We start from the raw sequence: 18,452 nt of genomic DNA, 5'->3' as shown, positions 1-18,452 counted from the left end.
CATGCCGGTAGTCAGGGAGGAAGCGTCGTCGTGAGTAGCAGGCCATCGCGAGGCGCTGCTCGCCTCGCAGCAATACTCGACGCGCTTCCGGACGCGCTTCTCCTCGTGAACGCCAACGGCACCGTGGTGAACGCCAACTCGATCGCGCTCGGCGTCTTCGAGTCCCCCGGTACCGGTCTGGTCGGGCGCGGCCTGCTCTCGCTGCTCCCCGAGTTCGACTCGAAACTGATCCCCGGCTCGATGCGCCGGCCCGGCGACGAGCCCGAGGGCCGCACCAAGCCCAAGCGGATGACGGCCCGCCGCACCGACGGCAGCGAGTTCCCCGCCGAGGTGACCAGCGCCGCCCTCGAGGACGGCCGCGAGGCCTACGCCGACGCCCACCGCTACACCGGCGACGAGCTGCTCATGCTGGTCGTACGGGACCTGTCCGGCACCGTCGACACCGAGGCCGAGCTGGCCCGCTCGCAGCGCCAGACCGAGATGATCCTGCGCGCCGCGGCCGAAGGCGTCGTCGGCACGGACACCGACGGCCGGGTCGTCCTCGTCAATCCGGCCGCCGCCCAGATCCTCGGCTACCGCGCCACCGAACTCGGCAACCGCGAACTGCACGCCCTCGTCGGGCACTCCCGCGCCGACGGCTCGCCCTTCCCCTTCGACGAGTCGCCGCTCGCCGACACCCTGCGCTCCGGACGCAAGCACCGGGTGCGCGGGCAGGTGCTCTGGAACAAGGCCGGCAAGCCCGTCTCCGTGGACCTGACCACCTCGCCCGTACGCGACGGGGAGCAGCTCGTCGGCGCCGTGATGACCTTCACCGACCGCCGCCCGTACGACGCGCTCGCCGCCCGGCACGCCCAGCTGCTCGCCCTCGCCGACGAGGCCCTGCGCGGCCCGCTGGAGGAGCTGCGCGGCGAACTGGCCACGCTGGCCGCGGACGACGCCGGGCAGTTGTGGCCCGAGGCGAACCAGCTGCTGCACCACCTGGCCGCCGGCTATTCACGGATGACCGTGCTCCTCGACAACGTGCTGGGCTTCCAGCGCCTGGACGCGGGCAAGGACCGGCTCGCGAAGGAGAAGGTGCTGCTCGACGACGTCGTGGCGACGGCTGTCGAGGGCGCGGTGGAGCTGATCGGCCCGGGCCGGGCGCAGTTCGCGGTGCACGCGCCGACGATCGAAGCCGAGGTGGACGCGCCGAGGCTGGCGACGGCCCTCGCGCACCTGGTCGCCGACGTGGCCGGGGTCGACGCGACGGGCAAGGCCCCGCTGTCGGCCGCCGGCGGCTACATGGACTCCACGATCGTGCTGGCCGTCGCCCAGCGCGGCGACGTCGTACGGATCGAGGTGCGCGGGCCGTACGCCGGCGGCAACCCGGTCCACGAGCCGATCGTGCGGGGCATCGTGGCCGCGCACGGCGGCGTGCTGCAGACGGTCAAGGTGCCCGGGACCACCGGCAGCGCGTACGTGCTCGAAGTCCCGCTGGGTGCGGGCGCCGGCACGGTGACCCGCCCGGAGCCGGAACCCGAGCCGGAGGCGGCGGGCGGATCCGCGCCCGAGCCCGCGGCTGCCGGAGCCCCCGCGGCTGCCGGAGCCCCCGCGGGCGGCCCGTCGGCACCGGGCGGGAAGCGGGCCCGGCGCGGAGTGGACGCCTTCCTCGACGAGGAGGTGCCGGCCGCCCGGCGACCGGCACCGCAAGGACCCCAGGGCTCTCAGGGCCCGCAGGGAGCGCAGAACGGGCAGGTGCCGCGGGGGCCGGGCGCCGAGGTGGCCGTGCAGGGCGGCGCGGGCGAGGGCGGCGCGCTGGCGCTGCCGTCCGGCCGCCGACGCGCCCGCGGCGCCGACCTGGCACAGGCCCCCGTGAACCCCGCCGGGCTGGCCACCCCGGTGCCCGCCGACGGCACCGGCCGGCGGCGCGGCCGCGCGCTCGAAGAAAGCGCCTCGGCCGCCGCGGCCGGACAGCCGGTGCCCGCTCAGCCGCTGCCCGCGCCGCCGGTGCCGGCACAGGGCCGACCGCCGGTTCCGCCGATGCCCTCCATGCCGCCGATGCCGCCCGTACCTCCCGCCCAGGGCCCGCAGCCCGTGCCGCCGCAGGGGCTGCCCCCGGCCGCGCCCGGCGGTGCCGAGGAAGGCCACGGCCGGCGCCGCGCGCTGGGCCCCGCCCCCGAGAGCCCCGCGCCGCAGGGCGCACCCGAAGCCGTGCCCGCGGCCGGTGGCGGCCGCCGCCGGGCCCTCGGTGCACCCGCCGTGCCCGGCGCCCGCACCGAGACCGGCACCGTCGACCCGTACGGCTCCGACACGCCCGCCCCGGCCCCGGCCGGACCCGTGGCCGCCGCCGGACCCGTGGCGCAGCAGGCCCTGCGGCCGGCCGCGGCCCCGAACACGCCCGGAGCGCCGGGAGCGATCGGCCTTCCCGGCGCTTCCGGTCTTCCCGGCCTTCCTGGAGCTCCCGGCCTTCCTGGACCTGCCGGAGGAGTTCCCGGCGCCCCTGGAGCCCTGAGTGGGCCGCACGCGCCGGACGGGCAGACGCCCAACGGGCAGGCAGTCGGCGGGCAGGCAGCGCCGGGTGCGGCGCCCGAGGCGCAGGGGCGCCGGGCCCGCCGGGTCCTCGGCAGCCCGATCGCGCTGTCCGGCGCCCCCGACGGCGGCACGGCGAACGAGAACCACGCCCCGGCCGCGGCCGCCGACGACCACACGCCCCCGCAGCCGCACCCGCTGACCGCGACGGGACCGGCCGAGGACGGGGCCCCGACCGGCCGCCGTCGCGCGCTGCCGACCACCCCCGCCGCCTGGCCCGTGCCCGCCGCCCGCACCGCGCCCGAAGAAGCTCCGCCCGCCGCCGGGCCGGTCCCGCTGCCCGGCGCCCGCCAGGCCCAGGACTCCCCGGCCGGCCCCATTCCCGTACGGGCGCTCGGCACGCTCGGGCAGGGGGCCGCGCTCGCGCCCCCGTCGGCTCCCGCGCAGCCCGTGACCCCGCCGGCCCCCGGCCGCGCCGGAGCGGGACCGGCCGCCGCCGTACCGCCGCAGTCCGCCGGGGCGCCCGACGGCGGGATCGGGCGCCGGCGGCGGCTCTCCGAGCCCGACAGCGGCGCCGACGGTGCCTCGCTCGGGATCGGCCGCGCCTTCGCCATAGGGGCACCCGCCGCCGACGCCGCCGAGGGCCCCGAGCCGCTCGACGGGCCCGGCGGCGCCGTCGAGGTGCTCCACCGCCCGGTGCCGCAGCCCGTGGACGACGAGCTGCCCCCGGAGCCGCTCGACAACCCGCGCCGGCTCCTGGTGTGGCCCGCGCCCGATGTGACGACCCAGCAGGCGCTCAGCGAACGCGGCTACCGGCCGGTGATCGTGCACTCCCGTGAGGAGGTGGACGCGCAGATCGCCGCGTACCCCGCCGCGCTGTTCGTCGACCCGCTGACCGGGCCGATCACACGCACCGCCCTGCAGTCGCTGCGCCAGGCCGCGGTGGCCGCCGAGGTTCCCGTCCTGGTGACGGCCGGGCTCGGTCAGGCCACCCGGGAGGCCGCGTACGGCGCCGATCCGGCCGTGCTCCTCAAGGCGCTCGCGCCGCGCGACAGCGAGCAGCACCCCTCCCGGGTGCTGCTGCTGGAACAGCACGACGAGATCGCCCAGGCGCTGACCGCGGCCATGGAGCGCCGGGGCATGCAGGTCGCCCGGGCCGACGCGGACACCGACGCCGTGGAGCTCGCCTCCCGGATCCGGCCGAACCTCGTCGTCATGGACCTGATGCAGGTGCGCAGGCGACGGGCCGGGATCGTGGACTGGCTGCGTGCCAACGGGCAGCTGAACCGCACCCCGCTGGTCGTCTACACCTCCGTGGACATCGACAAGTCCGACCTGACCGGCCTGGGGTCCGGAGAGACCGTGCTGTTCCTCGCCGAGCGCGCCACCACCACCGAGGTGCAGGGCCGCATCGTGGACCTGCTGACGAAGATCGGGACCAATTAGCCACCCTGTACGGATGGCCATCACCGACACCCCAGAGCAGAGCGTGCCCGCCGACAACGGCGAGGTGACGCTGCTGATCGCCCGGCAGGTCGAACCCGGGTACGAGGAGTCGTTCGAGGAGTGGGCGCGCGGGATCCTGGACACCGCGGCCCACTTCTCAGGGCACCTGGGCTACGGCCTGTTCCGGCCGGCCGGTGACGGCGCGCCCTGGTTCCTGGTCCACCGGTTCCGGGACAACGCCGCCTTCCAGGCCTGGCAGGACTCCCCGGAGCGGGCCGCATGGTTCGCCAACTGCCAGGGCCACCACCACACCGAGATAGCCCGGCGGGAACTCACCGGCATGGAGACCTGGTTCGCCAAGCCGGGCACGACCCGGCCGGCGCCGCCGCGCTGGAAGATGGCGATCAGCTCGGGGCTGGCCATCTTCCCGATCTCGCTGGCGGGCAACGCGCTGCTCGGGCCGTACCTGGTGGACCTGAACTTCGTCCTGCGCACGGCGGCCTTCGCCGTGGTCTTCAGCACCCTGATGACGTACGTGGCGATGCCGGCCGTCAGCCGGCTGCTGCGGGGCTGGCTCAGCCCCCGCTAGAGCGGGCTCCCGGCCCGGGGTGATGTTTCACGTGAAACACGGCCCCGGCGGTGGTTGTTTCACGTGAAACACCGTCCGGGGCCGTGCGTCGGCTACGGCTACGGCTGCGGCTGCGGCTGCGGCTGCGGCTGCGGCTAGCCGAGCTTGGTGACGTCCAGCTCACCGTCCGCGTACTGCTTGCGGATCACCTTCTTGTCGAACTTGCCCACGCTGGTCTTCGGGACGGCCGGGACGAGCGCCCAGCGCTCCGGGAGCTGCCACTTGGCGATCGTCCGGCCCAGGAAGGCGTGGAGGTCCGTGTAGCCCGTCGTGGCGCCTTCCTTGAGGACGACGGTGGCCAGGGGGCGCTCGCCCCACTTCTCGTCCGGTACGGCGACGACGGCGGCCTCGGCCACGTCCGGGTGGGCCATCAGCGCGTTCTCCAGCTCCACGCTGGAGATCCACTCGCCGCCCGACTTGATGACGTCCTTGGCGCGGTCGGTGAGGGTCAGGTACCCGTTGCCGCTGATCACCCCGACGTCGCCGGTCTTGAGCCAGCCGTCCGCGCTGAACTTGTCCTCGGGGCGCAGCGGTTCTCCGGAGGCCCCGCCGTAGTACGCGGCGGCGATCCAGTTGCCGCGCACCTCCAGCTCGCCCGCCGACTCGCCGTCCCACGGCAGCACGTCACCGCCGGGCCCGACCAGCCGCGCCTCGACCCCGGCCGGGAAGCGCCCCTGTGTGACCCGGTACGGGAACTCCTCCTCGGGGCTCAGACCGGCCGGCGGGTGCGCCATGGTGCCCAGCGGCGAGGTCTCGGTCATGCCCCAGGCGTGGACGACCCTTACGCCGAGCTTGTCGTACGCCTCCATCAGGGAGGGCGGACAGGCCGAGCCGCCGATGGTGACGTGCTTCATGGACGAGATGTCCCGCGGGTTGGCAGAGAGCTCGGCGAGCAGGCCCTGCCAGATCGTGGGGACCGCGGCGGCGTACGTCGGCTTCTCGCGCTCGATCATCTCGGCGAGCGGGCCGGGCTGCAGGAAGCGGTCCGGCATCAGCATGTTGATGCCGGTCATGAAGACGCCGTGCGGCAGGCCCCAGGCGTTGACGTGGAACTGGGGGACCACGATCAGGGCGGTGTCGGCGCCGGTCAGGCCCATCGACTCGGCCATGTTGACCTGCATGGAGTGCAAGTAGATCGAGCGGTGGGAGAACAGCACGCCCTTGGGTTCGCCGGTGGTGCCGGAGGTGTAGCACATGGCGGCGGCCTGGCGCTCGTCCAGCTCGGGCCACGGGTAGTCGGTGGCCCGGCCCGCGAGCAGCTCCTCGTAGTCGTGCACGGTGACGTTCAGGCCGTCGAGGGCCGAGCGGTCGCCGGGGCCGGACACCACGACGTGCTCGATGGTCGGCAGGTGCGGGAGCAGCGGCACCAGAAGCGGCAGCAGGGTGCCGTTGACGAGGACCACCCGGTCGGCGGCGTGGTTGACGATGAACACCAGCTGCTCAGGGGGCAGCCGCAGGTTCAGGGTGTGCAGGATCGACCCCATGGACGGGATCGCGAAGTACGCCTCGACGTGCTCGGCGTTGTTCCACATCAGGGTGGCGACGCGTTCGTCCGGCTGGACGCCGAGTTCGTCCCGCAGGGCGTGGGCGAGCGCTCCGGCGCGGGCGCCTATCTCGGCGAAGCTGCGGCGGTGCGGCTCGGGCTCTCCGGTCCAGGTGGTGACCTGCGACCGGCCGTGGACCGTCATCCCGTGCTGCAGGATGCGAGTGACGGTCAGCGGTACGTCCTGCATGGTGCTCAGCAAAGCGTCCTCCCGGTGGGCGCTGCGCGGCGGCAAAAGAGATGCTGCGATTCTGCGCAGGCCGGAGAGGTCCTGTCACTACCCGGGAGTACGAAAGGGGTGGGCGGGGCCGGGCGGGAACCGTCGGACAGGCGGAAACAGGCCGTTCCGAAGCGGGCCTCCGGGAGAAGGACCGTTCAGAGGCGGACGGGGCTGAGCTCCGGGTCCTCGCGGAGCTTGCCGAGGGCCCGCGAGACGGCGCTCTTGACCGTGCCGACCGACACCCCGAGCAGCTCGGCGGTCTGCGCCTCGCTCATGTCCTCGTAGTACCTCAGGACGACCATGGCCCGCTGCCGGTCCGGCAGCCGGGTGACCGCCCGCCACATCGCGTCGCGCAGCACCTGTGCGTCGGCGGGGTCGGCGTACGGCAGGCCCTCGGGCTCGGGCAGGTCCTCGCAGGCGAACTCGTCGACCTTGCGCTTGCGCCACTGCGAGGTGCGGGTGTTGACCAGCGCCCGCCGGACGTACCCGTCCAGGGCCCGGTGGTCCTCGATGCGGTCCCAGGCCACGTACGTCTTCGTGAGGGCCGTCTGCAGCAGGTCCTCGGCGTCGCACGGGTTCGCGGTGAGCGAGCGCGCGGTACGCATCAGCGACGTACCACGCGTCCGGACGTACGAGGAGAACGACGGATAGGGCGTCGCATACGACGGCTTCGACGGGTACGTGCAGACAGGCGTGGTCATGGCTCCACGCTAGAAGTCCGGACGCCCCCGGCGGATCGCCCCGAAGTGCCGAAGGCGCATCCGTCTCAGGTTGTAGGGGTGGGGCTGGCCCTACCTCCTGAAGAAGGAGGCCGCCCGTCACGCACCGTCCGCACCCAGGATCAGGCCGGACGTGGGGACGCCCGTTCCGGCCGTCACGAGCGTGCGGGCCGCGCCCTCGACCTGGTTGACGGAGGTGCCGCGCAGCTGCCGGACCGCCTCGGCGATCCCGTTCATCCCGTGGAGGTACGCCTCGCCGAGCTGGCCGCCGTGCGTGTTGAGCGGGAGGACGTCCTCGGCCACGAATCCGGCGGCCTCGCCCGGCTTGCAGAAGCCGAACTCCTCCAACTGCATCAGGACGAACGGGGAGAAATGGTCGTAGAGGATGCCCACATCGATGTCGGAGGGACGCAGTCCGCTGGTTCGCCACAGCTGCCGCGCGACCACGTTCATCTCCGGCAGCCCGGTCAGGTCGTCCCGGTAGAAGCTGGTCATCCCCTCCTGGCGGCGGCCGGCGCCCTGGGCCGCGGCGGTGATCACGGCGGGCGCGTGCCGCAGCTGCCGGGCCCGCTCGGTGGTGGTGACGACCAGGGCCTGCCCGCCGTCGGTCTCCTGGCAGCAGTCCAGCAGCCGCAGCGGCTCCACGATCCAGCGCGAGGCGGCGTGGTCGGCGAGGGTGATCGGCTTGCCGTGGAAGTACGCGGCGGGATTGTTCGCGGCGTGCCGCCGGCCGGTGACGGCGACGTGCCCGAAGGCCTCCGGGGTCAGTCCGTACGCGTACAGGTAGCGCTGGGCGGTCATCGCCACCCACGAGGCCGGGGTCAGCAGCCCCCACGGCAGCGACCAGCCGAGCGCGGCACCCTCCGCCGACGGCTCGCGGTGCTGCACGCCCGAGCCGAACCGGCGGCCGGAGCGCTCGTTGAAGGCGCGGTAGCAGACCACCACCTCGGCGACCCCGGTCGCGACGGCCAGGGCGGCCTGCTGGACGGTGGCGCATGCCGCGCCGCCGCCGTAGTGGATGCGGGAGAAGAAGGACAGGTCCCCGATGCCGGACGCCTGCGCGACGGTGATCTCGGGGCTGGTGTCCATGGTGAAGGTGACCATGCCGTCGACGTCGGAGGGGCTCAGCCCGGCGTCGTCCAGGGCGGCGTGCACGGCCTCCACGGCGAGCTTCAGCTCGCTGCGGCCGGAGTCCTTGGAGAACTCGGTGGCGCCGATGCCGGCGATGGCGGCCCGGCCGCCCAGCGAGTCGCGGGTGCGGACGCTCATGCCGGCGCCACCTCCGCGGTGACCGTGCCGGTGACGTGGTGGCCCAGGCCGTTGGCGCCGAGGACGCGGATCTCGACGGTGCGGTCACGGACGGCGATCACGGTGCCGGTGAGGACCATCGTGTCTCCGGGGTAGTTGGGGGCGCCGAGGCGGATGGCCACCTTGCGGAGGACGGCGGCCGGGCCGAGGTGGTCGGTGATGTACCGGCCGACCAGGCCGTTGGTGGTCAGGATGTTCATGAAGACGTCGGGGGAGCCCTTCGCCCGCGCGAGCTCCGCGTCGTGGTGCACGTCCTGGTAGTCGCGGGAGGCGACCGCGCCCGCGACGATCAGGGTGCGGGTCACCGGTATCTCCAGCGGCGGCAGCTCGTCGCCGGCCCGCAGCGCAGCTCCGGGGGCGGGGCGGGCCTCGCGCCCGGGCGCCGGGGCCGGGGCCGGGGGCGTCGCGGCCGGGGTCTGCGGGTGGAGGCTCTGCGGGTGGGGGCTCGTCATGCTTCGTCCTCCGCTGCGATCGATGCGCCGAGTTCGGCGAGGAGCTCGGCTCCGGAACCGAGGTACGCGTCCAGCTGGCGCCCCCACAGGAAGTGCCGGTGGACGGGATGGTCGAGGTCGGCGCCCATGCCGCCGTGCAGGTGCTGGCCGGCGTGGACCACCCGTTTGCCGGCCTCGGCGGCCCACCAGGCGGCGGTCAGCGCGTGCCGGCGGGCGGGCAGGGCCTGGTCGATGCGCCAGGCCGCCTCGTACGCCGTGACCCGGATCGCCTCGGTGTCCATGTGGGCGTCGGCGGCCCGCAGCATGACCCCCTGGTTGGTCGAGAGCGGCCGCCCGAACTGCTCGCGCGTGGAGGTGTGCGCGACCGCCCGGGCGAGCGAGCCCGCACACACTCCGGCCTGGAGCCCGGCGAAGGCGGTACGGGCGGTGGCGAGGACGTCCTCGTACGCCCGGCTGCCGCTGCCGGCGCCGCTGCCGGAGCCGCTGCCGGAGCCGGCGCCGCTGCCGATACGTTCCGCCTCGGCCGCGTCCAGGGTGAGGCGGCCCGCCGACCAGGGCGCGGTGGTCTCGACCGGCTCGATCGTGACGCCCGGGGTGCCGGCGCGCACCAGCCACAGCACCCGGTCCGCGTCGGGGACCAGGACGTGGGTGGCGTCGCGCAGCCAGGGCACGTACGGGACGACGCCGGTGAGGCGGGTGATGCCGGGAGCGGCCGTGGTGGTCATGGGGGCCGGACCGGCCGTGGTGGTCACGGAGGCCGGACCGTTCGTGGCGGGGGTGGGCCCGGCCGTGGCGGTCACGGAGGCCGGACCGTTCGTGGCGGGGGTGGGCCCGGCCGTGGCGGTCACGGGGGCGGGACCGGCCGTGGCGCGGGCGGGACCGGACCGTATGAGTCCGCGGGCCGGGAAGGCGCCGGTGGCGACCGCCGTTCCCTCGTACAGGGCGGGCAGCAGCCGGGCGCACTGTTCCGCGCTGCCGTGCCGGGCGAGGGCGAGGATCCCGTACACGCAGGTCGCCGCGTACGGCACTTGGGCGGTGGTGCGGCCCTGCTCCTCCAGCAGCAGGACGAGGCCGAGCAGGCCGACCTCCTCGACGGCCGCGGTGAGCCCGGCGGTGGTGAGCGCCTTCCACAGCTCGGCGTCGCTGCCGGTGCCGGCCGCGGCCAGCCGCTCGTGGGTCGCCAGGTCGGCGAAGATCTGCGCGGCGAGCCCGGCGGCCGCCGCCTGTTCCTCGGACGGGCGGAAGTCCATGTCAGCGCTCACTCCCCTGCGGCTCGTCCGCCCGGAAGACGGGCAGCTCCAGCTCCTCGTCGCAGCGCAGGAACTCCAGCTGTACGGGCATCCCGATGCGCACCTCGTCGTACGGGACTCCGGTGACGTTGCTGACCATCCGCACCCCCTCGGCGAGCTCGACGAGCGCGACCGCGTACGGCGGGTCGAAGGCCGGGAAGGGCGGGTGGTGCATGACGACGTAACTGAAGACGGTGCCGGAACCGGAGGCCTCGACCGTGTCCCAGTCCGGGCTCGCGCAGGCGTTGCAGCCGGGGAGCCAGGGGAAGCGGAGGGTGCCGCAGCCGGTGCAGCGCTGGATGAGCAGCCGGTGTTCGGCGATCCCGTCCCAGAAACCCCGGTTGTCGCGGTTGACCACCGGGCGCGGCCGGCGGGCCGTCGGCCGGTCCGGAACCCTCTCCCTCGGAACGGCGGCGGGGGAGGTGGAGGCGGAGGCCGCGACGGCGGCGGGGGCGGGGGCGTACTTCAGGATCCGGAAGCGGTGCGTCCCGGCGAGTTCGCCGTCCGCGCCCGCCCGGATGTCCATGCGGGTGGTCACGAAGTGCCCGGTGCCCAGCCTGGTGGTCTTGCGGGGGGACACCGACTCGATGACCGCGTCGAAGGTCACGGCGTCGCCGGGGCGCAGCGGCCGCCGGTACTCCTGCTCGCAGTCGGTGGCGACCACCGAGGTGTACCCGGCGCCGTCGAGGAGGGCGAGGAGCTCGTCGTAGGCGGTGGCGCGGCCGGTGCCGTCCGCGTGGCCGGACAGCCCGCCCATCGTCCAGGCCTGGAGCATCGTGGGCGGCGCGATGGCGTCCGGTCCGCTGTACGCCGGGCTGGTGTCGCCCATCGCCTCGCACCAGTGGCGGATCATGGGCTCGTTGACCGGGTCCTTGCCCCGGCCGCCGACGGCCGCCGCCTTCCCCTCGAAGCCGCACAGCTCGTCGTACAGCGCGTCCTCGCCGGGCTGCGTGCGCTGCGTGGATGATGTGGGCTGCGTGGGTGGTGTGCGTGGTGTGGGCTGCGTGGACTGCGTGGGCTGCGTGCGCTGCGTGGGCCGCTGTTGCTCGCTCACCGCTTCCTCCCCTTCATGCCGAGCCGCATCATGGCGACGATCTCGCGCTGGACCTCGCTCACCCCGCCGCCGAACGTGTTGATCTGGGCGGCCCGGTTGAGGCGTTCCAGCTCCCCGCCGCCGAAGGAACCCGGGCCGGGGCCGCGGACGAGTGCGCTGTCGCCGACCACCTCCTGGCACATCCGGTAGACCTCGACGGCGCTCTCGGTGCCGAGGAACTTCACTCCGCTGGCGTCGCCGGGGGCGAGGGTGCCGGCGCCCACGTCCTGGACGAGCCGCCAGTTGAGCAGGCGTACGGCGGCCAGCCGGGCGTGCGCCTCGGCCAGCCGGGCCTGCACCCAGGGGCGGTCGGCCGGGCGCTCCCCGGTGACCGGGTCGGGGGTGCGGGCGTGGGCGACCGCGGCCTCGAAGAAGTCCTCGGCCTGCATGCCGATCGCGGCGAGGGCGACGCGTTCGTGGTTGAGCTGGTTGGTGATCAGCCCCCAGCCGCCGTGTTCGGGCCCGACCAGATGGCCGGCGGGCACGCGCAGGGAGTCGTAGTACGTGGCCGTGGTGGTGAGGTCGCCGACCGTCTCGATGGGGGTCCAGGAGAAGCCGGGGGCGTCGGTGGGCACCAGGATGATCGAGATCCCGCGGTGCTTGGGGGCCTCGGGATCGGTGCGGCAGGCGAGCCAGATCCAGTCGGCGTTCTGGGCGTTGGAGGTGAAGATCTTCTGCCCGTCGATCAGCCAGTCGTCGCCGTCGCGGACGGCTCGGGTGCGCAGGGAGGCCAGGTCGGTGCCGGCCTCCGGTTCCGAGTAGCCGATGGCGAACACCAGCTCGCCGCGCAGGATCCGGGGGAGGAAGAAGTCCTTCTGTTCCGGGGTCCCGTACTTCATCAGGGTCGGGCCGACCGTGTTCAGCGTGACCATGGAGACGGGGGCGCCCGCCCGGTAGGCCTCGTCGAAGAACACGAACTGCTCGTCCGCGCCGCGGCCTTGGCCGCCATACTCCTGCGGCCAGCCGAGGCCGAGCATTCCGTCGGCACCGATCCGGCGGAGCAGCCGGCGCTGCTCGGCGGGCTCCTCGGGGAGCCCGTCGGGCATCAATGCACGGAAGTACGCGCGCAGTTCCGCGCGCAGCCGCACCTGCGGCTCGGTCGGGGCGAGATGCACGGCGGAATGCCTCCTGGGGAGGTCGGGCACGGAAGGTTTTCTGACTGTCCGTCAGATACATCTGCCGTGTCAAGGGCGACGGGAACACCGGGCCCCGCACGGCGAAGCGCCCGTACGACGGGACCCCAGCCGGTCCGGTCGTACGGGCGCTCACAGGTAGCTCACGGGGCGCTCACGGGGCGTTCGCCGGCGTCACGCCGGCGCCCGGCTCACCCCGGGGCGGGCTCCGGGCCCACCCTCAGGGGGCGGCTGCGGGCTCACCGGGAGGGGTGACCGCCGGCTCACCACCAGGGGTGGAAATTCACCGCCACGTTGGAGTTGGACTGGTCGATGGCGGTGAGGGCGGAGCCGTTGACCTGCGCGGTGTTGTTCTGGTTGGACGCGCCGGATCCGGTGGCCACCTGCTGCGAGGTCGAGGAGTTCCCGTGGTTGTTGCCACCCACGCCGCTGCCGATGATGCTGGCGACGCTCGCGTTCGACCCGTCGTTGGCGAAGGATCCCCACCCGTTGTCGGCCTGGGCGACCCCGGAGAAGAGGGCGGCGGCGAGGGGGAGCGAGGCGACGGCGGCGATGACGCGGGCGGTACGGACGAGTGCCATGCTGAATCCTCCATATGTGAACTGCGGGGGCTTTCAAGGCAGTTGGCCGACCGCCTCGAAGTGGTGCTCATGGTGTTCGTGGTGCTCTCGACGTCGAGACCAGAGTTGCCCACCGAATCCCCGGCAAACCACCCCGCAGACGTCGATTCGCTCGCAAGCATGAGCAACTCCGGATAAACCCCGGTCACGCCCCCAAATCGGCAATCCAGAGCCCTGGAAACGCCGAAGAACGGCTCGCCGCAAGGGCTGAACCGTTCCGCCAAATCCACCTGCCCCGGCCATGCCGCCGGATCCCCGAACTCCCCCGACTCGTCGCCCACCTGCCCCCGAGCCAGCCCCGCTTCGTCCCTCACCTGCCCCGAACCACCCCCGGCCCGTCCCTGGCCTGCCCCTACCCGCCCCGGATCCTCAGCGGACCCACGTGGTCCGCTCCTCCTGTGCGTCGTCCTGTGCGCTCCCTGCACGCCCCCGGCGCTCGCGGGGGCGGAAACTCCGGTCGGCGGCTACGCCGCGAGGTCGAGGTCCTGCGGCGTGACGTGCCCAACGGCCGTGCTGTCAGCGGTGGTCGAGCGGCGTACGGAGGGCGAGGATCCGTGGGCCTCGGCGCGGATACGCTGCGCGATGGTGGGCGGCAGGGCCCCGCCGCGCAGCGCCTCCCGCCGGCTCCTGCGGTCCTGCACCGGCACCGACACCCGGGCGGCGGTTCCCGAAGCGCTGGACGTCGCGGAACGGGGTGCAGCGGCGGCGGCAAGCGGCGGCGCCGTCGGAGCGTCGGTCGCGGCGCCGGAGCTCGCGGTACCGGCGGCCGGTCGGGCGGCGGCCTTGGCCGCGGCGCCGAATCCGAGGACGGTGAAGAACGCGACGAGCGCGGTGACGACGGTGGTCCAGAGCGACGCTACGCGGTTGTTGCCAGCCATGACCGACTCCTGATTCCCGATGTTCCGACGGGCGGATCTGAATACATTCGTCATGATGCAGACGCAAATCGGCCCCTACGAGCAACCACGCCCCGCCCACGCAGTTCTTCTGACAAACACCACCCGGTCGGCCCACCGCCCCCGGTTGCGCCCCATCCCGTTCCGTGCCGCACCGGGCCCGCCCCCGCAGTACCCGCAGTGCACACAGCGGCCCCAGTCGCCCCCAGCCGCCCGAGCGGAGCCGCCATCCGCACCGCTGCGGCCGCGCTCTGACCCTCGAACGCAGAAGGGACGCCCCGAACCCGGGACGTCCCTTCTGACCTGCTGCTTCCACACTGCGGTGGGTGTGGGATTTGAACCCACGGTGACATCGCTGCCACGACGGTTTTCAAGACCGTTCCCTTAGGCCGCTCGGGCAACCCACCCGGCTCCGCCCGTGCTGCTGCGGAGCGGGCTACAGCCTACCGGGATCCTCTCGATCACGGTGCCGGTCCCCCTCCGGGACCGGCCCGGCGAGTGTGCCGGGATGGCCGGGCGGGTGTGCCGCGATGCGCCGCCGGGACGGTCAGGCGGTCTGGGCCTTGTCGTACGCGGCCTTTGCCTCGGGGCCGAAGTACGGGCCGAACATGCGGTTCGGCAGGAAGGTGTAGCCGAAGCTGTTCACCGAGACCTGCAGGCCGGTGCCGGTGGCCTCGCTGAAGCCCTGGAACCAGGGACCGCCGCTGGAGCCGCCGGTCATGTTGCAGCCCAGGCTGTGGTCCTTGGAGAGCAGGAAGTCCTTGCCGGAATTCCCGCTGCAGTGGATCAGCTTGCTGCCGTCGTACGGGGCGGCCGCCGGGAAGCCGAAGGCGTACATCGCCTTGTTGTAGCCGCCGTTGAACAGGATGCCCTGGGCTCCGACGACCGAGCTGAGCTTCTGGCCGTTCAGCGGGGCGACGACCGCCAGACCGACGTCGTAGTTGATGTCCTCACTGGCCACCCACTGGTCGGTCGAGAAGGTCTGGGTGGCGCTCCACTGGCCGTACGGCGCGTTCCCGTTGTCGTACGCCGGCACGAACACCCAGTTGGTGTGCCAGGCGCCCTGGTACTTGACGCAGTGACCCGCGGTGATCACCGTGTTGCCGTTCTGGCCGGTGACGGAGTCGCCGGAGCAGGAGGCCGTGCGGCCCTGGAAGGTGAAGAACACCCGGCCGGAGGTACGCACCACCGCGCCGCCGCCCGTCCACGGGCCGCCGGCCTGCGGGAAGGACATCGGCGAGGCCGTGGTCGGCCGGACCACGGTCGGTGCGACCGGGGCAGCCGGGGCGGCGGGAGCCTTCGCCCAGGCGCCGGGCGCCGCCACCAGGTCGAGGGGCGCCGCGGAACGCATCCGCTCGGCGGTCCAGAAGCCCTTGGTGTGCTGCGGCTTGAACGAGGTGGCCGTGACCCCGGGCGCGGGGGAGACCGGGGCCGGGGTCGCGGCCGAGGGGGTGGCGGCCGTCAGTGCGCCGGCGACGAGGGCGCCCGCTGCCAGCAGGACGGAGACGGCCGTTCGAGGACGGTTCACGCAGGACTCCTTCTGCCGTGCCGGGGCCGGTCGGGGCCCGGGCAGGGTGGGGGTGAAGTGCTGTCGGTGCGGATCGACGAAACGAATGCAGCGGCCGGATCAGCCGGTTCGGCTGCATCGGCTGGATCAGCCGTCAGCTGGTTCGACTGACTCGGCGTGCGGCAGGCAGACTGCCACGGCCGGGCTGGAATGTCAGGAACTCGTCGGAACGTTCGGTCGGCCCCGACGGAAATCCGGCCGGATTCCGACCCCACTCCGTCGCAAACCCGCCCGCCGACCACCCGCTCGCCGACCACCCGCCGACCACCCGCTCGCCGGCCGCGCCCGCCACGCCTCACACCGTGAGCAGCACGCCCGCGTACGAGACGCCGGCCACCACCACCCACGCGCTCAGCCCCAGTACCGCCGCCCGGCCGCCCGTCCGCGCCAGCGTCGGCAGGTGGACGGCGCTGCCCAGCCCGAACAACGCGGCCGCGAGGAGCGCCTCCTGGGCGGTGTGCGCCCACTCCAGGGCCTCCGCCGGCAGCAGCCCCGTCGCCCGTACGCCCGCGGCCATCAGGAAGCCCGCCACGAAGAGCGGCACGGGCGCGGGCCGCTTGCCCGAGCTCGTACGGATCCCCGCCCGCCGGGCACGCAGCGCGAAGGCCACCGCCGCGACCAGCGGCGCGAGCATCGCCACCCGCATCAGCTTCACCAGGACCGCATCGCCCAGGGCTGCCGGTCCGGCCGTCTGTGCGGTGGCCACCACCTGGCCCACGTCGTGCACGCTCGCCCCGACCCACCGGCCGAACTCCGCATCGCCCAGCCCCAGAGGCTGTTGCAGCAGCGGGAGCACCGCGATGGCCAGGGTCCCGCACAGGGTCACCAGGGCCACGGACGACGCCACGTCCTCCTCGTCGCTGCCCGACACCTCGCTCACCGCCCCGATCGCCGAAGCCCCGCAGATCGAGTAGCCGGTCGCGATGAGCAGCGGCTGGTCGCCGGGCAGTCCGAGGCGGCGGCCGAGCCAGAGGGTGCCGAGGAAGGTGGCCGCGACCACGCCGAACACCATCGCCACCGTGCCCCAGCCCAGCCGGACCACCTGGTCCAGCCCGAGCCCCAGTCCCAGCAGCACGATGCCGATCCGCATCAGCCGCCGCCCGGCGAGGGACAGGCCCGGTCGGCCGGCGCCGCGTACGAAGGTCCGTATCCGCGGCAGGTGGGCGACCGTGATGCCGAGGACCACGGAGGCCGTGAGCATCGGAACGGCCGGAACCAGTCGGTGCACCGACCAGGCCACGGCCGCGCCGAGGACGGCCACGAGCAGCCCGGGCCAGCTGCGTGTTTCACGTGAAACATCCGGAGCGGGAGCCGGCCGGCCGGAAGCGTGTCGGTCGGCAGCCGCGGGCCGGGGCTGCGGCCGGTGCAGGAGGGCCATCAGTCGGCCGGCAGGGTGTAGACGCGGCGGACGCTGCTGCCGAGGCGCGCGACGTCGGCGCCGTAGACGTGCAGGGATATCGCGGTCGTACGACAGGAGTTGCGCACCCGGTGGATGTCACCGGGCGGCGCGAACCCGCAGACGTCGCCCTGGCCGTTCACCACGTCCTCGGTGGGCACGAGCCGGGCCCGGCCGGGGCCCGGGGCGAGCCGGTAGCGGCGCTCGCTCTCCTCGCCCTGGTGGACGCCCGCCACGCACCAGGAGACGTGGTCGTGGATGGCCGTCTGCTGGCCGGGCAGCCAGACCAGCGCGACCACGGAGAAGCTGCCGTCCCGCTCGGCGTGCACGATGTGCTGCCGATAGCGTTCCGGATCGCTCTCCTGCTGGGCGAGGGTGAGCAGATCGGGGGCGCCGAGGTGCGGCGCGAGCTTCTCGCCGACCAGGTAGGCGGTGAGGTCCGGAGGCAGGCCGCGGTCCACGACCGCGCGTATCTCGCCGATGAGGTCGGTCATCCGCGCGGTCACAGTCAGCGCTGCGGTCGTCGTCGTGGTCATACGGGCAGCGTCCGACTGTCCGTCCATCACGTCCAACGACAGTTTTCACCTGAAATCCCAAGCCCTGCTTATGGGTTCCCGGAATGCCGCCCGGCCGGCGCCCCGTCGTCATTCCACCGCAGCCCCCTCCGCGGCCCCGCCACTGGCGCGCCGCGGCCCGGCCTCAGCAGCCGACCCGGTTCGCCGCCACCCGGCGCAGCTCGTCGAGCACCGCCGCGGTCGCCGGAATCCGCAGGTGTTCCCGGTAGACGTAGGCGGAGATGTGGCGGCGGGCCGCGGGCTCCAGGCCCCGCCCGCACACCCGGGTCAGGGAGAGCGACGGGAGGAGCAGGGCGGGCATCATCGCCACCCCCAGGCCCTGCCCCACCAGGCTCTGGACCACGAGGTTGTCGTCCGTCGCGAAGACGATCTCGGGGACGAAGCCGAGGCCGGCGCACTCGTGCAGCAAGTTCGCCCGGCACCGCGGACAACCCGCGATCCACCGCTCCTCCGCCAGATCCGCCAGCTGTACGGAGCGCCGCCGGGCCAGCGGATGGCCGTTGGGCAGCAGCACGGTCAGCTGGTCCTCCAGCAGCCGCACCTCGACGACCTCGTCCGGAACCTCCTCGTGCAGCCCCGGGTAGGTGAAAGCCAGGGTGATGTCGCACTCGCCGCGCTGCAGCCGGTGCAGCGAGTCCGGCGGCTCGCCGTCCAGCAGCTCCACCTGGATGCCGGGGTGCTCCTTGGCCAGCCCGCTGAGCGCCTCGGGGACCAGGGTCGCGTTGGCGCTGGGGAAGCCGCACAGCCGCACCCGGCCGGTGCGCAGCCGCGCGTACGCCTTCATCTGCTGCTGGGCGGCGCCGAGGCTGCCCAGGATGGCCACGGCGTGCCGGGCCAGCGACTCCCCGGCCTCGGTCAGCTGCATCCGGCGGCCGACCCGCGTGAACAACGGCGTGCCTACGGCGCGTTCGAGCGCCTTCATCTGCTGGGTTATCGCCGGCTGGGTGTACCCGAGCACACGGGCGGCCGCCGAGTACGACCCGGCGGTGACCACCTCGTGAAAAGTCCTGATGTGCCGGGAGTCGAACACGGTCGAAGCATAAGCGGACGTTGGGAGGG

At 73.7% G+C, this 18,452-nt stretch carries 15 protein-coding genes and 1 tRNA gene; 2 read left to right on the top strand and 14 right to left on the bottom strand.

Annotated features, from left to right (window positions below):
• The first annotated feature begins 30 nt into the window (after window positions 1-30).
• Window positions 31-3,954, top strand: coding sequence for a response regulator (locus OG764_RS19180; protein WP_328969653.1), 3,924 nt, complete (start codon window positions 31-33; stop codon window positions 3,952-3,954).
• Window positions 3,955-3,967: 13 nt separating this feature from the next.
• A complete protein-coding gene (locus tag OG764_RS19175; RefSeq protein WP_328969652.1) occupies window positions 3,968-4,543 on the top strand; it encodes an antibiotic biosynthesis monooxygenase in 576 nt (191 codons plus the stop codon).
• Window positions 4,544-4,677: 134 nt separating this feature from the next.
• Here the strand turns inward: OG764_RS19175 and OG764_RS19170 are convergent, their stop codons facing one another.
• The 14 genes from OG764_RS19170 to OG764_RS19105 form a co-directional block, all read right to left on the bottom strand.
• Window positions 4,678-6,327: a long-chain fatty acid--CoA ligase gene (locus OG764_RS19170; protein ID WP_328969651.1), complete on the bottom strand. Its 1,650-nt coding sequence runs from the start codon at window positions 6,325-6,327 to the stop codon at window positions 4,678-4,680.
• Between the two features lie 173 nt (window positions 6,328-6,500).
• Entirely contained in the window at window positions 6,501-7,046 is a 546-nt protein-coding gene (locus OG764_RS19165) for a SigE family RNA polymerase sigma factor (protein WP_328969650.1), read from the bottom strand.
• 117 nt (window positions 7,047-7,163) lie between these two features.
• Window positions 7,164-8,333, bottom strand: a complete 1,170-nt coding sequence (locus OG764_RS19160; RefSeq protein WP_328969649.1) for a lipid-transfer protein — start codon at window positions 8,331-8,333, stop codon at window positions 7,164-7,166.
• Complete coding sequence (locus OG764_RS19155; RefSeq protein WP_328973067.1) at window positions 8,330-8,716, bottom strand: MaoC family dehydratase; 387 nt, start codon at window positions 8,714-8,716, stop codon at window positions 8,330-8,332. The genes OG764_RS19160 and OG764_RS19155 overlap by 4 nt, the downstream gene beginning before the upstream one ends.
• A gap of 104 nt (window positions 8,717-8,820) precedes the next feature.
• A complete protein-coding gene (locus OG764_RS19150; protein ID WP_328969648.1) occupies window positions 8,821-10,074 on the bottom strand; it encodes an acyl-CoA dehydrogenase family protein in 1,254 nt (417 codons plus the stop codon).
• 1 nt (window position 10,075) lies between these two features.
• A complete protein-coding gene (locus OG764_RS19145; RefSeq protein WP_328973066.1) occupies window positions 10,076-11,044 on the bottom strand; it encodes a bifunctional MaoC family dehydratase N-terminal/OB-fold nucleic acid binding domain-containing protein in 969 nt (322 codons plus the stop codon).
• Window positions 11,045-11,163: 119 nt separating this feature from the next.
• Complete coding sequence (locus OG764_RS19140) at window positions 11,164-12,321, bottom strand: acyl-CoA dehydrogenase family protein (RefSeq protein ID WP_328969647.1); 1,158 nt, start codon at window positions 12,319-12,321, stop codon at window positions 11,164-11,166.
• A gap of 281 nt (window positions 12,322-12,602) precedes the next feature.
• Window positions 12,603-12,920 (bottom strand): hypothetical protein, encoded by a 318-nt coding sequence (locus OG764_RS19135; RefSeq protein ID WP_328969646.1) that lies wholly within the window; start codon window positions 12,918-12,920, stop codon window positions 12,603-12,605.
• Between the two features lie 503 nt (window positions 12,921-13,423).
• Window positions 13,424-13,837, bottom strand: coding sequence for a DUF6344 domain-containing protein (locus OG764_RS19130; protein ID WP_328969645.1), 414 nt, complete (start codon window positions 13,835-13,837; stop codon window positions 13,424-13,426).
• A gap of 338 nt (window positions 13,838-14,175) precedes the next feature.
• A tRNA-Ser gene (locus OG764_RS19125) sits at window positions 14,176-14,262 on the bottom strand.
• A gap of 140 nt (window positions 14,263-14,402) precedes the next feature.
• Window positions 14,403-15,383 carry a trypsin-like serine peptidase gene (locus OG764_RS19120; RefSeq protein ID WP_328969644.1) on the bottom strand — a complete coding sequence of 327 codons (981 nt, stop codon included), beginning with the start codon at window positions 15,381-15,383 and terminating at the stop codon, window positions 14,403-14,405.
• 334 nt (window positions 15,384-15,717) lie between these two features.
• Window positions 15,718-16,800 (bottom strand): YeiH family protein, encoded by a 1,083-nt coding sequence (locus OG764_RS19115; protein ID WP_328969643.1) that lies wholly within the window; start codon window positions 16,798-16,800, stop codon window positions 15,718-15,720.
• A complete protein-coding gene (locus OG764_RS19110; RefSeq protein ID WP_328969642.1) occupies window positions 16,800-17,354 on the bottom strand; it encodes a cysteine dioxygenase family protein in 555 nt (184 codons plus the stop codon). Before OG764_RS19110 ends, OG764_RS19115 begins: the two co-directional genes overlap by 1 nt.
• A gap of 163 nt (window positions 17,355-17,517) precedes the next feature.
• Window positions 17,518-18,423, bottom strand: coding sequence for a LysR family transcriptional regulator (locus tag OG764_RS19105; RefSeq protein WP_328969641.1), 906 nt, complete (start codon window positions 18,421-18,423; stop codon window positions 17,518-17,520).
• Window positions 18,424-18,452: the final 29 nt, after the last annotated feature.

This window comes from Streptomyces sp. NBC_00239 (genome assembly GCF_036194065.1).
GTDB lineage: Bacteria > Actinomycetota > Actinomycetes > Streptomycetales > Streptomycetaceae > Streptomyces.
Note: the sequence above shows the minus strand (reverse complement) of the source record. Positions and strands in the feature narration are given on the sequence as shown.